Origin of the sequence: Pseudomonas sp. NFXW11 (assembly GCF_049887815.1) — a bacterium.
Taxonomy (GTDB): Bacteria; Pseudomonadota; Gammaproteobacteria; order Pseudomonadales; family Pseudomonadaceae; genus Aquipseudomonas.
Window position 1 is genome coordinate 219,027 of record NZ_JAGEKI010000011.1, and the last position, 13,123, is coordinate 232,149.

9 protein-coding genes and 1 rRNA gene are annotated in these 13,123 nt (G+C 65.6%); 1 reads left to right on the forward strand and 9 read right to left on the reverse strand.

Annotated features, from left to right (window positions below; all coding sequences use genetic code 11):
• Positions 1-80: 80 nt before the first annotated feature.
• The 7 genes from qhpG to J4P02_RS18605 form a co-directional block, all read right to left on the reverse strand.
• Positions 81-1,400, reverse strand: coding sequence for a flavin-dependent monooxygenase QhpG (gene qhpG / locus J4P02_RS18575; protein WP_426192858.1), 1,320 nt, complete (start codon positions 1,398-1,400; stop codon positions 81-83).
• Positions 1,385-2,068, reverse strand: coding sequence for a subtilisin-like serine protease QhpE (qhpE, locus tag J4P02_RS18580; protein WP_426192860.1), 684 nt, complete (start codon positions 2,066-2,068; stop codon positions 1,385-1,387). Before qhpE ends, qhpG begins: the two co-directional genes overlap by 16 nt.
• Positions 2,058-3,776 carry an ABC transporter ATP-binding protein gene (locus J4P02_RS18585; RefSeq protein ID WP_426192862.1) on the reverse strand — a complete coding sequence of 573 codons (1,719 nt, stop codon included), beginning with the start codon at positions 3,774-3,776 and terminating at the stop codon, positions 2,058-2,060. The genes qhpE and J4P02_RS18585 overlap by 11 nt, the downstream gene beginning before the upstream one ends.
• Positions 3,776-5,680, reverse strand: a complete 1,905-nt coding sequence (locus tag J4P02_RS18590; RefSeq protein WP_426192864.1) for a sigma-54-dependent Fis family transcriptional regulator — start codon at positions 5,678-5,680, stop codon at positions 3,776-3,778. Before J4P02_RS18590 ends, J4P02_RS18585 begins: the two co-directional genes overlap by 1 nt.
• Before the next feature lie 374 nt (positions 5,681-6,054).
• Positions 6,055-7,080 carry a histone deacetylase family protein gene (locus J4P02_RS18595; RefSeq protein ID WP_426192867.1) on the reverse strand — a complete coding sequence of 342 codons (1,026 nt, stop codon included), beginning with the start codon at positions 7,078-7,080 and terminating at the stop codon, positions 6,055-6,057.
• A gap of 10 nt (positions 7,081-7,090) precedes the next feature.
• Positions 7,091-8,320 (reverse strand): Zn-dependent hydrolase, encoded by a 1,230-nt coding sequence (locus J4P02_RS18600; RefSeq protein WP_426192869.1) that lies wholly within the window; start codon positions 8,318-8,320, stop codon positions 7,091-7,093.
• 19 nt (positions 8,321-8,339) lie between these two features.
• Positions 8,340-9,653 (reverse strand): MFS transporter, encoded by a 1,314-nt coding sequence (locus tag J4P02_RS18605; RefSeq protein ID WP_426192871.1) that lies wholly within the window; start codon positions 9,651-9,653, stop codon positions 8,340-8,342.
• Between the two features lie 226 nt (positions 9,654-9,879).
• Here J4P02_RS18605 and J4P02_RS18610 point away from each other — a divergent pair, with 226 nt between their 5' ends.
• The gene (locus J4P02_RS18610; RefSeq protein WP_426192873.1) at positions 9,880-10,815 is read left to right on the forward strand and encodes a LysR family transcriptional regulator; all 936 of its coding nucleotides are present in this window, start codon (positions 9,880-9,882) and stop codon (positions 10,813-10,815) included.
• A 90-nt stretch (positions 10,816-10,905) separates the two neighbouring features.
• Here the strand turns inward: J4P02_RS18610 and mrdA are convergent, their stop codons facing one another.
• Positions 10,906-12,798 carry a penicillin-binding protein 2 gene (gene mrdA, locus J4P02_RS18615; RefSeq protein ID WP_426192875.1) on the reverse strand — a complete coding sequence of 631 codons (1,893 nt, stop codon included), beginning with the start codon at positions 12,796-12,798 and terminating at the stop codon, positions 10,906-10,908.
• A 228-nt stretch (positions 12,799-13,026) separates the two neighbouring features.
• A 5S ribosomal RNA gene (gene rrf / locus J4P02_RS18620) occupies positions 13,027-13,123 on the reverse strand; the annotation flags it as partial.

Below are 13,123 nucleotides of genomic sequence, written 5' to 3' on the forward strand. Positions count from 1 at the left end.
CCATCTGCCGCCTTTATCGAACGGGGTGGATGGCCGCTGTGCGGATCGCGAGCAAGCTCGCTCCCACATGAAGCCAGGGGTCAGGGGCGGTAGCCCTGCCCCAGCAACCAGCCGCGCACGGCCCGGTCCTGCTGTGGATTGAGGTCGGCCAGGGCCTGCTCGGGCCCTTGCTGCTGCAGGCGTCGCAACAGAGGCGCCAGCTCCACCCCTTGCACATGCCAAATGCCCAGGGGCTGGTCGGGGGTGATCACTACTTCGGCTTCATCCACCAGGCCATCACGCAGCACTGGCGCACGCTCGATGCGCAGGGCCGAAAAATCCGCCGTCTGATGGGCCGGCTGCGCGTCGGGCCAGTGCCGTCGCGCCTGCCAGAACGGTTGTTCGGGCCAGCGCTGTTCGTCGGCGTAGAAATCTCGACCGATGCGAGCGAAACGCAGGAACAGCTGCTGCACCCGCTGCCGATGAAACTGCTGGGCCAGAGCGGTGTGCTGCGGACACTGGAGCAAGGTATTGATCACCGCCGGGGCCTGCAGGGCCGAGGACAGTGACTGGAAGATGCCGTTGCCGGACAGCGGGTCCACCGCCATGGCGGCGTCGCCGACCCGCAGCCAGTTGCCGCCACACACCTGGGGACTGAGGATCGCCGTGCTGCTGCGTGCATGCAGTTGCAACGCCTGCTCCGGGGCTGCGCCAAAAAAGTCCCGGGCCTGGGCCGAAGCCAGGCGACGCTGACGGCAGTATTCCAGTAACTGCGCCTTGCCCGGCAGTTGGGCGCTGGCCACATCCAGGGTGAGTTGCCAGTAGCACTGGCCATCGGCACGCCGGGCCATCCAGGCCCAGCCATCCTCCAGGCTGTGCACCGCGCTGGCGGCCTGGCCAGTGGCGCCCTGCCAGCGATTGAGCAGGCTCAGGGTTTCCGGCCCGCGCTGGCCGCTGCCGGCCTCTTCGCGCAGGCTTTTATCCAGGGCCGGAGCCTGGCGCCCGCGGGCCTCCACCAGGAACTCAGCGTGCAACGGCGGGTGGCCGGCCACTTGGACGCTGTGCCCGTGAGCCGTGGATTGCAGCGCCAGCACCCGGCCTTCGATCAGCCGCACGCCGGCATCGCACAAGGCCAGCCGCAGCCCCTGATCGAAGGTCGGGCGATCCACCAGGTACTCGATGTTCTGCGCATGCTCGTGGCCGTTCCACCCCACGCGCCGCTGGGAAGGTTGCAGGGCCTGGGTCAGCGCCGCGGCCAGGCCGGCATCGTGCAAGGCTTGCAGCACCCGTTGGGAAACCCCTTCCAGGGCCGGGAAACGCCGCCAGTCGCTGATCAGGGTCACCGGATAACCGAGGCGCCGCAGCCCCAGGGCCACGGCCGCCCCCGCAGGGCCCGCGCCGAGGATCAGGATCGATTGCATGGCATTTCTCTGCGTTCGGGTCCGTGATAAGCCGCCTGCTCCTGCAACCACTGGCGAACCTGCACGTGGTCAGCCGTGGGGTGGTTCTGCAGGTAGGCGGCGATATGCCCGCTCAAGGCGGCGCAGCCCAGGCTGGCACCGGATTGTCTCGGGTCGCTGCTGCGTACGCAGGCGGCGAAGTCCGCTTGCGCGGTGCCCAGCCACGACCACTGCCGGGGGCTGCAACGGGCATCGCCGGTGACCCGCAGCACCCCGGGATAGCTCGCCGGAAACACCGGCTCGCCCTGGGCCGGGCTGGAGGCGCACAGCAGCACGCCCCGGGCTTGCGCGGCGGCGCAGGCGTGCTTGAGCGCCTGGCGGTCGTGGCGCAGGCCCAGGCTCAGGTTGATCAGGCGCACGTCCTGCTCCAGCAGCCAGTACAAGGCCGCGCTGACCTGGGCCGCGCTGGTGACCCCGCGCTGATCGAAAACCTGGGCCAGATACAGCTGCGCTTGCGGTGCGCGCTGGGCGATGGCCTCGATCACCGCGCTGCCATGGCCAAGCTCATCGTCTTGTAACGGGCCCTCGCCCACGCCTTCAGCGTGCAGGAAAAAGCGCCGGCCGGCTGCCAGGCGTTGCTGGGCGGCATGGCCGCTGTCGATCACGCCGATGCGCAGTTCAGGCTTCATGGACTACCGCCATGGGGTGCAACAGGCCGTCGCGCAGTTCGAAACGCAACTCGGCGTCGGCCAGGGTCGAAGGCCGGTGGCTGATGAGGATGCGCGTGCGCCCGGCAAACAAGCGGTCGATGGCCTCGATCACCTCGCGCTCGGTGGCCTCGTCCACCGCCGAAGTGGCTTCGTCGAGCACCAGGACCAGCGGGTCCTGGAGCAAGGCGCGGGCGATGGCGATGCGCTGTTTCTGCCCGCCGGAAAGCTGTTGGCCGCGCTCTCCCAGGGGGCTGTCCAGGCCCTCGGGCAGGGAGTCGATCAGGCTCTGCAACTGCGCCAGCCGCGCCACTTCCAGCACTGCCTCGCGGCTGGCATCGGGCACGCTGTAGGCCAGGTTGTCGGCCAGGCTGCCGCGAAACAGCACGATGTCCTGGCTGACCACCGCCACCCGCCGGCGCAACTGCGCCAGGTCCAGCTGGCGCAGGTCGATGCCCCCCAGCAACACCTGCCCGGACTGCGGGTCGTGATGGCGTTGCAACAGGTCGATCAGGGTGCTTTTACCAACCCCCGAGGCGCCGCACAGGGCCACCTTGCAGCCATGGGCAATACGCGCCTGGATGCCGTTGAGGATCGGGCCGCGCCCCGGGTGGCCAAAGTGCACGGCGTTGAACTGCAGGTCGCCGCACTCCGGCACCGGCAAGGGGTTTGGCGGAGTGCGGATATCCGGCTCGACACCGCGCAACTCCATGACCCGGCCCAGGCTCACGCTCATCCGCTGGATCGCCACATACAGCCCCAGCAGGCTCTGCACCGGCCCCACCGCCATGCCCAGGTAGGTGGAAAAGGCAATCAGCGCGCCCAGCTGCCAGGTGCCTTGCACCACCCAGTAGCCGCCGATCAGGAAGGCACAGGCGCGGGACAGCGAGGTCAGGGTGCCGGGCAGCGCCTGGGTGAAAAACTCGCTGAGCTGCAGCTTGAGCAACTGGCTCAGGTAGCCCTGGCCCAGCTGCTGTAGACGCCGGGCTTCACGTTGCTGCTGACCGGCGCTCTGGATGAACTTCATCACCGGCAGGGTTTCCACCATGAACGAGGACAGGTCCGCCGAGCGTTCGCGCAACTGGCGCACCTCGCGCTCGACCTTGCGCCGCATCCAGCGCAGCCAGAGCAGATCCAGCGGGATCAGCACCAGGGCCAGCAGCGACAGTTGCCAGGACAGGCTCACCAGCATGGCCAGGGCCACCAGCAGGCCGATCACGCTGGACACCGCGGAGAACAGCGAATCCACGGCAAAGCGCTGGATCTCGGCCACGTCGCCATCCAGGCGCGACATCAGGTCGCCGATCCGTCGCTGGCCATAGAAGCTCGGTGACAGGCGCTGCAGATGGCCATAGAGATCGTCGCGCAGGGCAAACAGGATGCGCCCCGAAAGCCGGGTATGCAGGTAGCGATTGACCCCGGAGAGCAAGGTGCCCAGCAACCCGGCGAGGATCATCAGCCCGGCGATCAGCACCAGCTTGGGGAAATCCCGGGCCAGCAGGCCGTCGTCGATCAGCAGCTTGGTCAGCCAGGGTTGCACCAGCACCAGCAGTGACGCGCACACCGAGAGCCCGAGCAGGCCGGCAATGGCCAGCCGCTGCGGCCGGACAAAGGCGTAGAGCCAGCTCAGGGCTGAGGACAGCGCCTGGGGGTCGCGGCTGTGCACCAGCCGGGTGAGCAGGCGCAACATCAGCAGCGCAACTGCTTGAGCTTGCGGTACAGGGTGGCGCGGCTGATGCCCAGGGCCTGCGCCGCCGCCGAGACATTGCCCTGGTGCTGGTCCAGGGCACTGCGGATCAGTTCCAGCTGGTTCTCGCGGATGCTCGTGCTGGGCGCTTGCCGGCTGGCATTGAGGTCATCGAGCAGGCTGTCGGGCAGGTGCTCCAGGCCGATGTGGCGGTCACCCTCTTCGCGCAGGGCCAGGGCGGTACGCAAGACCATTTCCAGCTGGCGGATATTGCCCGGCCAGTGGTAGTCGGCCAGCAGCTGCTGCAGTTCCTGGCTGGGGCTGATGGCGCTGCCACCGAGCTTGTGCAGCAGGCTGTGCACCAGGGCGGACAGGTCTTCACGTTCGCGCAGGGCCGGCAGCAGCACGCTGATGCCGTTGACCCGGTAGAACAGGTCTTCGCGAAACAGTTGGTCCTGCACCTGCTGCTTGAGGTCGCGGTGGGTTGCGCAGATCAGCGCGATATCGATCTCCTGTTCCTCGCCGGCGCCCAGGGGCGCGACCTTGCGATCCTGCAGCACGCGCAACAGGCGCGCCTGCAAGGCCAGGGGCATGTCGCCGATTTCATCGAGGAACAGGGTACCGCCATGGGCCTGCTGCAGGCGGCCGACCATGCCGCCGCGACGGGAGCCGGTGAAGGCGCCTTCGCGATAGCCGAACAGCTCCGACTCGATCAGGCCTTCGGGAATCGCCGCGCAGTTGACCGCGACAAAGGCCTTCCCGGCGCGGCTGCCGCTACGGTGCAGGGCCCGGGCCAGCACTTCCTTGCCGGTGCCGGTTTCGCCCAGCAGCACCACCGGCAAGCCATTGGCCAGGCCCTGGCGGGCCATGCGCAGGCTGCGGGCGTAGCGCTCATTGCCGCCGGCCAGGGCTTCCAGGTCCTGGGGCATGGCGGCGGCCTTGGGCGCGTTGCGGGGCGCGCGGTGCAGGTTCAGCGAGGGTTGCGGCGCCCGCAGCGCCTTGTAGAACAGCTCGCCCTTGGCGGTTTGCAGGCTGCCCAGGGCACCGCCGTGCAGCCGGGCCAGCAGTTGCAGGCCATCGACGCCAAGCAGCTCTTCACAGCGCCGCCCCACCAGGGCGCTGCGCGGGCTGTTGAGCAGTTGGCAGGCCTGGCCGCTGACGGCCAGGATCTGCCCGTCCAGGCTCAGGGCCAGCAGCCCCTGCCAGGGTGACTCCAGGTATTGCCGGCGGCTGTGGAAGGCCAGGACTATCTGCTCCGGATAGGAAGCATGGAACACCCGCGCCTCGATCTGGCTGACCGCCAGGGCCAGCAACGCGGTGCTGTCCTGGGGCCGGCCCAGGGGGCCTTCGCGGGTCAAGTCGAGGACCCCGAGGATTTCGCCCTGGGGGCACTGGATGGGCACCGAGGTGCAGGAAAAATGGCTGAGGCGGTCCAGGTAGTGTTCGCCGCAATCGATCAGGGTCGGCCGGGCTTCCACCAGGGCCGTGCCCAGGGCGTTGGTGCCACGGGTGGCTTCGCTCCAGCAGGCGCCGAGGCTGATGTCCTGCACGCCACTGTCCTTGAGACGATCGGCGCGGCCTTCGATGACCAGGATGGTGGCGTCGGCATTGGCCAGGATGATCAGGCCGTCCTGGCCCTGGTGCTGGGTCAGGTAGTCGATGGCCGGGGTCGCCGCATCCAGCAGCAGGCGATTGCTGGCCAGCAGCACATCGAGGCTGGCCGCAGACTCCAGGCTCAGTTGGTGCGGGCTGCCGAAATGCACGCCATGGCTGAGGCTGCGCCGCCATGAGGCGTCGATTTCCGCACGCAGCACGCCGTCGGGGATCTGCCCTTCCAGATGCAGCCGCTCCCGAGCCAGACGGGTTTCATGCAGCCGCTCGGCCTTTGTTGTTTTTATAAGAGTCATCAAGCGCTCCGAATCGGTCCGCCCGCTGCTTCGTGCTCCACTCCCTTGGATTGCTCGAAGGACGCAAGCCGTGGTCAATGTCTACACCGGGTGCAGAGGGCAGTAAAGGGGGCTTGGTCCGACTCGGCGGACTGCCCGGCAATGCCTACCCTTGGAAGCAAAACCTGCGCCAGGGTGACTGGCGCCGGAGCATCTTGACGTTAACGTCAAGCAAATGGCAAGTGCCCTGTGGCCCTGCTGTGGGAGCGGGCCGGCCAGCGCGAAGGACCTTGGGCCGGTGACCCGATCTGAGGACGCCTTCGCCGGCAAGCAGGCTCCTACAGGGGGCCATCCTGGGAGTGTGCCGCGAGTTGGGCCTTGAGCCTGATGCGCAGCTACAAGACCCAGGCGGCGCTGTCGGCGAAGAAGGCCCGGGCGTTGTCTTCCAGGCTCTCCAGGTGATAACCGCCCTCCTGGACAATCAGGCATGGCAGGCCCAGCTGGCGGATGCGCTGGCCCAGGGCAGCGAAGCCATCGCGGGTGACCGCCACCTTGCTTTGCGGGTCCAGCTCGTAGATATCGAAGCCCAGGGACAACACCAGCACCTGGGCATCGAAATCCCGCAGCGCGCTCAGTGCCTGCTCCAGTCGGGCGAGGAAATCCCCTTCGCTGGAACCGTGAGCCATGGGCAGGTTGAGGTTGTAGCCCAGCCCTCGGCCGCTGCCGCGCTCGTCGGCAAAACCTGCCACCCCCGGGTAGAAGTTGGTGGGGTCGCCATGCACCGAGACATAGAACACGTCGCTGCGCTCGTAGAAGATTTCCTGGATGCCCTGGCCGTGGTGCATATCGGTGTCGAGTATCGCCACCCGGCTGAACTTGTCGCGCAGCACCTGGGCAGCGATCGCCGCATTGTTCAGGTAGCAGAAGCCCCCCGCCGCTTCGGCCCGGGCGTGGTGCCCCGGTGGCCGGCACAGGGCATAGGCCGCGGGCTCGCCATCGAGCAGGGCGCGGGCGCCGGCGATGGCGCTCTGGGCCGACCAGTAGGCCGAACGCCAGGTCTGCTCGCCCACCGGGCAGCTGCCATCGGCCAGGTAACGTGCGGCCTGGGCGAGGATACCGCGCATGGGGTTGGACTCACGGACAAAGATATTCGACATGACTTCGTCGCCCCAGTCCTCGGGGATTTCGTTCCAGCGCGGGTGGGCCTCTTCGAGAAAGCTCAGGTAGGCCGAGCTGTGTACCGCCCGCAGCGGTTGTAGGCCGGCGTCTTCGGGCTGCAGCAGTTCAAAGCCCAGTGAGTGTACCGCCTGCACCAGGCGCCGGGCCCGCTCGGGAACCTCCTGGGGCGTGCGCATCTGGCCGCGGGAATAGTAGCTGCGGGGATGGTGAAGCAGTTGTTCGGGGTGGAAAAAGCTGCGCATGGTTTTCTCCTCAGGCAACCCGGCCGGCACGGGCCAGCACGGCATTGAGTAAGACATCGGCGCCCTGGCCGACGTGCTCGGGCAATACGTCTTCGGCTTCGTTGTGGCTCAGACCGCCGACGCAGGGAATGAACAGCATGGCCGTCGGGCAGTAGCGCGCCAGCAGGATGGCGTCGTGGCCGGCACCGCTGACGATCGACTGCTGAGCATAGCCAAGGCCGTCCACCGCCTGCTGCACTGCGGCCACGCAAGCGGCATCGAAGGGCGTGGCCGGGCTGAGCCAGTGGCGGCTGATGCTGACCTTGAGCCCACGCTCGCCGGCGATGGCTTGCAGGCGCTGTTCGACCTGCTGCTCCATCTGGGCGATCTGCCGATCCTGGTGATGGCGCAGATCGACGGTGAAATTCAGCAGCCCGGGAATGGTGTTGCGCGAGGACTTGGCGATGCTCAACTCGCCGACCGTGGTCAGGCCCTGGAGGGCGAAGTCCGTCGCCAGTTGTTCTACCGCCAGGATCATTTGCGCGGCGCCATAGAGGGCGTCGTTGCGCAAGGCCATGGGCGTGGTACCGGCATGGGCAGCCTGGCCCTCGACCTGCACATCGAGCCAGCAAATGGCTTGGCCGCCACTGACCACGCCGATGCTGGTGGCGTTGTCTTCGAGGATCGGACCCTGCTCGATATGGGCTTCGAAATAGGCATCCACGGCCCCTCCCAGGGGCCGATCGCCGTTGTAGCCCGTGCGCTGCAGCGCTTCGTTGACGCTGATGCCCTGGGCATCACGTACCGCCAGGGCGGCATCCAGGGCCATGGCCCCGGTGAACACCGCCGAGCCGAACATCGCCGGGGTAAAGCGGGCACCCTCCTCGTTGGTCCAGACCGCCACTTCCAGCGGCTTGCGGGTCTGGATACCCAGGTCGTTGAGGGTGCGCACCACTTCCAAGCCGGCCAGCACACCGTAGACACCGTCGAAACGCCCGCCTTCGGGCTGGGTGTCGAGGTGACTGCCGATCATCACCGGCGCGGCCTGTGCATCGCTGCCGGCACGCCGGGCGAACAGGTTGCCGATGGGGTCGACACTCAGGCTCATGCCCGCTTCCCGGCACCAGTGGGCGAACAGTTCACGTCCCGCCTGGTCCTCGTCGCTCAAGGCCAGGCGGCAGCTGCCGCCTCGGGCGGTGGCGCCGATTTCGGCCATGGCCATCAGGCTGGCCCAGAGGCGTTGGCCATTGCTTTTCAACATCGGGGGATACTCCAGAAAGTCAGGCATTGGAGGCCATTTCCAGGCGCTGGGAATGGGCATGCCGACGGGACAGGGCCAGCACGCAAAGCAAGGACACGCTGGCGATCAGGCTGTAGAACAGCGCCATGGGCCACCACTGGCCGGTGAATTTGTGGGCCAGCCAGGTGCCGATCAATGGGGTCAGGCCACCGGCCAGAGCGCCACAGACCTGATAGGCCAGGGAAATTGCCGTGTAGCGCACCCGGGTCTCGAACATGCCGCTGACATAACCGGCGATCACCGCGTAGAAGGACGCCATGCACACCACCGCCAGGGCGATACCGAGGATCATCAGCGGCGCCTGGCCGGAGTTCACCAGCACAAACATCGGATAGGGCGAGGCGATGGCCAGCAGCGACACCAGGCAGAGAAAGCGCGTGGCACCGATCTTTTCCGCGCTCCAGGCCGCCAGTGGCTGGATGCAGAACTGGATGATCGCCACCACGAACAGGCACTCCAGGATCAACGAGCGGGGGATCTGTAGCTGCTGGGTGGTGTAGGCGATCATCAAGGTGTTGGTGAAGTACACCCCGGCAATGCCCAGGGTGTTGGCGCCGATGCACAGCAACAGCGGACGCCAGGCACTGCGCAGCACCTCTACCACTGGCGTCTGCTCCTGGCGCGCGGTTCTGGCGGCCTGCTCGCGGCTGGCGAGGAACTCCGGCGATTCCTCGACCCCCAGGCGAATGGCCAGGCCCACCACCAGCAGCAATGCACTGGCCAGGAACGGCAGGCGCCAGCCCCAGCTCATCAGCGCCTCTTCCGGCAGACGGGTGACGGCGCTGAAGGCCAGCAGCGAGAGGATCAATCCGGCCGGGCTGCCCAGTTGGGCAAACGAGGCGAAGAAGTTGCGTCGGCCCTTGGGGGCATGTTCGCCCGCCATCAGCACCGCCCCGCCCCACTCGCCGCCCACGGCGATGCCCTGGAAGATCCGCAGCAGGATCAGCAGCACCGGCGCAGTGGCGCCGATCTGAGCATAAGTCGGCAGCAGGCCGATGGCCACGGTGACCACGCCCATCATCAGCAAGGTGATGACCAGGGACTTCTTGCGCCCGATACGGTCGCCGATATGGCCGAAGACAATGCCCCCCAGCGGCCGGGCGAAAAAGCCCACGGCAAAGGTGCCGAAGGCGGCCATGGTACTGAACAGCGGGTCGTCGGAGGGGAAGAACAAGGCACCGAACACCAGCGCCGCAGCGGTGGCGTAGATGTAGAAGTCGTACCACTCGATCATGGTGCCGATAAAGGCGGCGGCCGCAGCTCGGCGTGGCTGGGGCGAAGGCGAAGGCGTCATGCATCAGGCTCCTTGGCAGGCTGGATGAAGGTCGCTGGGGTGGCGACTGCTTCACAGCGCCTGCCGGTTGTTTTTATGGCAGGAGTAAGGTCAGGGCCGGTGCTTCTGTTGGCACCGGTCTGGGGGGATTTATCCGTTGCACAAGATAATCAGTCAATTTTCTATTGGTTATCTCGATTATTATCCTGGCTTATTATTGCCCTGACGCCTGAACCAGAGCCCTGCCATGCCCGAACACGATGCCCGCCGCCTGCTCAATGACCGCCTGGACTGGAACCTGTTGCGTACCTTTCGAGTGATCGGTCAGGAGCTGAGCATCAGCCGCGCCGCCGCGCGCCTGCACCTGACCCAGCCGGCGGTAAGCCAGGCCCTCAAACGCCTGGAGGAGCAACTGGGGCGGCAACTGATCGCCCGCCGTGGGCCGCGTTTTGCCCTGACGGAAGTGGGCGAGCAGGTCTTCGCCCTGGCCGGGGAAATCTACGGGCAGGTGTCTCAGGTCAGCAGCCTGCTGCAACAACCCGCCGATGAGGTGATCGGCAAGGTGCGGCTGTTGATCATCAGCCGGATTTTCAACCAGCGTTTCGATGATTTCCTTGCCGATTTCCATCGCCAGCATCCCCGGGTCGACCTGGAGATAGAGGTGATGCGCAGTTCGGATATCGTCAGTGCCCTGCAGGAGAAGACCGCCACCCTGGGCCTGAGCCTGAACCGGCGGCCACAGCCGCGCTTGGAACAGCGGCTGTTCCTGCGTCAGCGCTATGCGTTTTTCTGCGGCAAGCACCACCCGCTATTCGGCCGCGAGGATGTGGCCGAGAGCGACTTGCAGCGGGAGAATTTCGTCAGTTTCACCAGTGACCAGATTGGCGGCATGCTCTCGCCGCTGGCCATCTTTCGCGATCAGCAGGGCTTTGCCGGGCGTATCGTCGCCTCCTCACCGAGCCTGGAGGAGGTACGCAGGTTGGTGATCGCCGGATTCGGCATCGGCTGCCTGCCGGAGCATGTGGTGGCCACCGATGTGCAGAGCGGCTTGCTGTGGCGCCTGCCACCCGAGGAGGGGATCGCCGATGTCGATATCCACTTGCTGTGGAACCGTGAACAGCGCCTGAGCCGCGCTGAAAGCCTGTTCCTCGAACGGTTGCAGGAATGCCTTGCGGGGGAATAGCTCAAGGGGCATACGCCGCTGCAGGACGGGGCTAGCAAGTTTGGCGCTCCGGCAGTTGCTCAGCATTCATGAGCCGCTGCCGGAACTGATTCAGACGTGGGGATCGCCTGGAGTCTTGCTGGGGCTGGCGTATTGCGGCTTGAGGTGACCGTTTTGGTCCAGCAGCCAGGCGTCCATGATCTGCCGTACCACAGGGCCGGCTACCCGGCCACCGGCTTCGCCGTTCTCGATCATCACCGAGATCACGATCTGCGGATGCTCGGCCGGGGCGAAGCCGACGAACAGGGCGTTGTCACGGTTGCGCTCGCGGGTCTTGAGGCGGTCATAGCGCTCGCCCTGCTTGATCGCCACCACCTGGGCGGTGCCACTCTTGCCGGCGATGCGGTACTGGGCCCCGGCAGCGGCGGCGCGGGCAATACCGCGTGGGTCGTGCATCACCATTTGCATGCCGTGGTTGACCTGCTCCCATTCCCGCGGGTCTTTGAGGAGGATGTTGGGCATGGGGTGCGGGTCGACCGGCGCCACGCCGTCGATGCTCTTGGCCAGGTGCGGGCGATTCCACACGCCCTTGTTGGCGATCAGCGCGGTGGCCTGGGCCAATTGCAATGGAGTGACCTGCATATAGCCCTGGCCGATGCCGAGGATCACGGTTTCGCCGGGGAACCAGGGCTGGCGGCGAGTGGCGCGCTTCCAGGCCTGGGACGGCATCAGGCCGGGGGATTCTTCGAACATGTCCAGGGAGACTTTCTCGCCCAGGCCGAACATGGCCATGTAGTCGTGCAGACGATCGATGCCGAGCTTGTGCGCCAGGTCGTAGAAGTAGGTGTCGTTGGAACGCATGATCGCCGCGTCCATATCCACCCAGCCGTCGCCGCTGTGGTTCCAGTTGCGGTATTTGTGATCGAAATCCGGTAGCTGGTAGTAGCCGGGGTCGAAGACGCGAGTCGAGGCGGTGACCACGCCGGTGTCGAGACCGGCAATCGCCACTTCCGGCTTGATGGTCGAGCCCGGAGCATAGAGGCCCCGCAGCACTCGGTTGAACAGCGGCCGATCGATGGAATCATGCAGCGCCGCATATTCCTTGAAGCTGATGCCGGTGACGAACAGGTTGGGGTCGAAGCTCGGATTGCTGACCATGGCCAGCACTTCACCGGTGGCGGGGTCGAGGGCCACCACTGAGCCGCGGCGATCGCCCAAGGCCTGCTCGGCGGCTTGCTGGAGCTTCACGTCCAGGCTCAGGACGATGTTCTTCCCTGGGATGGGATCGGTGTGCTTGAGCACCCGCATGACCCGGCCCTGGGCATTGGTTTCCACCTCTTCATACCCGACATGGCCATGCAGTTCGGCTTCGTAGAACTTCTCGATACCGGTCTTGCCAATGGATTGGGTGCCGCGGTATTCCACGGAATCCAGGGTCTTGGCTTCCTTCTCGTTGATCCGCCCAACGTAACCGATGGAGTGGGCGAAGTGCGCACCCAGGGGGTAGTGGCGAATGAACTGGGCTTCGACGTCCAGGCCCGGCAGACGGTATTCATTGACCGCCAGTACGGCGATCTGTTCTTCGCTGAGTTCGTAGAACAGGGTCACGGGAACGAAGGGATGGCGGGCTTGCTTGAGCTCCTTGTCGAACAGGGTGCGGTCTTCCGCGGGCAGGTGCAGCAGGTTGACCACGGTATCGAGCTCGCCCTTGAGATCGGTGGTGCGCTCGCGGGTGAGGGTCAGGTTGAAACTGGGGCGGTTGTCCGCCAGGAGCACGCCATTGCGGTCGTAGATCAGGCCGCGAGTCGGGGTAATGGGCAGAACGTGCACTCGGTTGTTTTCCGAGACGGTGGAGTGGTAATCGAACTCCACCACTTGCAGAAAGTACATGCGGCTGACCAGCGCACAGGTGATGGCCACCACCAGTACTGCACAGGCCAGCAGGCGCTTGTTGACCAACCGGTTTTCTTTCTCGTGGTCCTTGATCGGAATCGCTTCGGGCATTGCTACAGCTTCTCGTTGAAATAGCGATAGGCGCGAGTCCCTGTTGGATAACTGGCGTCCATCAAAAAGAGCTGCACCATAACAAGAACCGGTAGACGAATCTGAGTGAATTTTCTGTAAGGCTGATCAGTGGCGCCTGCCCTGCGCAACTTGATATTTAGGCTCGAGTTTTTTATCGCACAAAGACAAAACCCCAATTGCTTTCGCAATTGGGGTTTCGGAATTTAATCTTGACGATGACCTACTCTCACATGGGGAAACCCCACACTACCATCGGCGATGCATCGTTTCACTACTGAGTTCGGGATGGGATCAGGTGGTTCCA

Excerpts from the sequence above, each read along its gene's own strand:
- J4P02_RS18590 (WP_426192864.1), bottom strand. The coding sequence starts at position 5,680 with ATGACTCTTATAAAAACAACAAAGGCCGAGCGGCTGCATGAAACCCGT.
- J4P02_RS18610 (WP_426192873.1), top strand. The coding sequence starts at position 9,880 with ATGCCCGAACACGATGCCCGCCGCCTGCTCAATGACCGCCTGGACTGG.
- qhpE (WP_426192860.1), bottom strand. The coding sequence starts at position 2,068 with ATGAAGCCTGAACTGCGCATCGGCGTGATCGACAGCGGCCATGCCGCC.
- mrdA (WP_426192875.1), bottom strand. The coding sequence starts at position 12,798 with ATGCCCGAAGCGATTCCGATCAAGGACCACGAGAAAGAAAACCGGTTG.
- qhpG (WP_426192858.1), bottom strand. The coding sequence starts at position 1,400 with ATGCAATCGATCCTGATCCTCGGCGCGGGCCCTGCGGGGGCGGCCGTG.
- J4P02_RS18585 (WP_426192862.1), bottom strand. The coding sequence starts at position 3,776 with ATGTTGCGCCTGCTCACCCGGCTGGTGCACAGCCGCGACCCCCAGGCG.
- J4P02_RS18600 (WP_426192869.1), bottom strand. The coding sequence starts at position 8,320 with ATGTTGAAAAGCAATGGCCAACGCCTCTGGGCCAGCCTGATGGCCATG.
- J4P02_RS18595 (WP_426192867.1), bottom strand. The coding sequence starts at position 7,080 with ATGCGCAGCTTTTTCCACCCCGAACAACTGCTTCACCATCCCCGCAGC.
- J4P02_RS18605 (WP_426192871.1), bottom strand. The coding sequence starts at position 9,653 with ATGACGCCTTCGCCTTCGCCCCAGCCACGCCGAGCTGCGGCCGCCGCC.